The sequence below is a fragment of the Photobacterium sp. GB-36 genome (genome assembly GCF_003026135.1).
GTDB lineage: Bacteria > Pseudomonadota > Gammaproteobacteria > Enterobacterales > Vibrionaceae > Photobacterium.
Window position 1 is genome coordinate 1 of sequence record NZ_PYNY01000077.1, and the last position, 726, is coordinate 726.

Annotated in this window: 1 protein-coding gene; it reads right to left on the reverse strand. The window is 42.7% G+C overall.

Features of this window, described 5'->3' with window-relative positions:
• Positions 1–726 (reverse strand): S-type pyocin domain-containing protein (locus tag C9J46_RS21375; RefSeq protein WP_199190665.1); only part of this gene is annotated, 726 nt, incomplete at both ends.

Here is a 726-nt window from a genome sequence, read left to right on the forward strand (position 1 = left end):
GGGAACACAAGAATTCTATCTTGCCAATCACTCTCAGCAGGCATCGGTAATACAGTCGATGAGTCATTAACCGCATCACTGAGTGGATTTACCCAAATATCATCGAATGACACACCATCATCTTGAGACGGCGTTGTATGGGGTACTTGATTTCCAGTCTCGTCTGGTGACCAATATATCGTTGGGCCACCTTCTTCTAATGCGACCGAATATTGACCTTGTGCGTTCTTACCCACATACCGAACAGGTACTTTGTCGTCACCATCGCCAACATGAAAAGCTCTGACTGTAGGGTAAACATCATCACCTTCGGGTTCTATTATCTGCACACGAATACGGCTTTTGACTTCTTGCATTTGCCTTAATTCTTCTTCTGTATGCTGCGTATCATCAGGAAACTGCAAGGCTTTAAACAGCATTAAAGAGAAATTAATAACAGGTGAGGTTTCAACAACAAAGCGTAAGTTATCGAGTGATTTATCCTTAAACTTTCCCGCAACCTGAGACAGTGCGCGTGCCGCTTTATCATTATTTGATTGGTTTTGTGTTCCTGCGGCCATCGTCGCACTACTAGAAATGACAGGAGGCGGTATAGCAAGAGGCATTGCCTCTGCTGAACTTATAAATAGTCCCCAAGGATTAAAACTATTTTTAATCGATTCTTTTTTTTGGCACGCATCGGTATTGCCAAAAGGTTGTGAGCACGATTTAGCGAAAACTTTATCA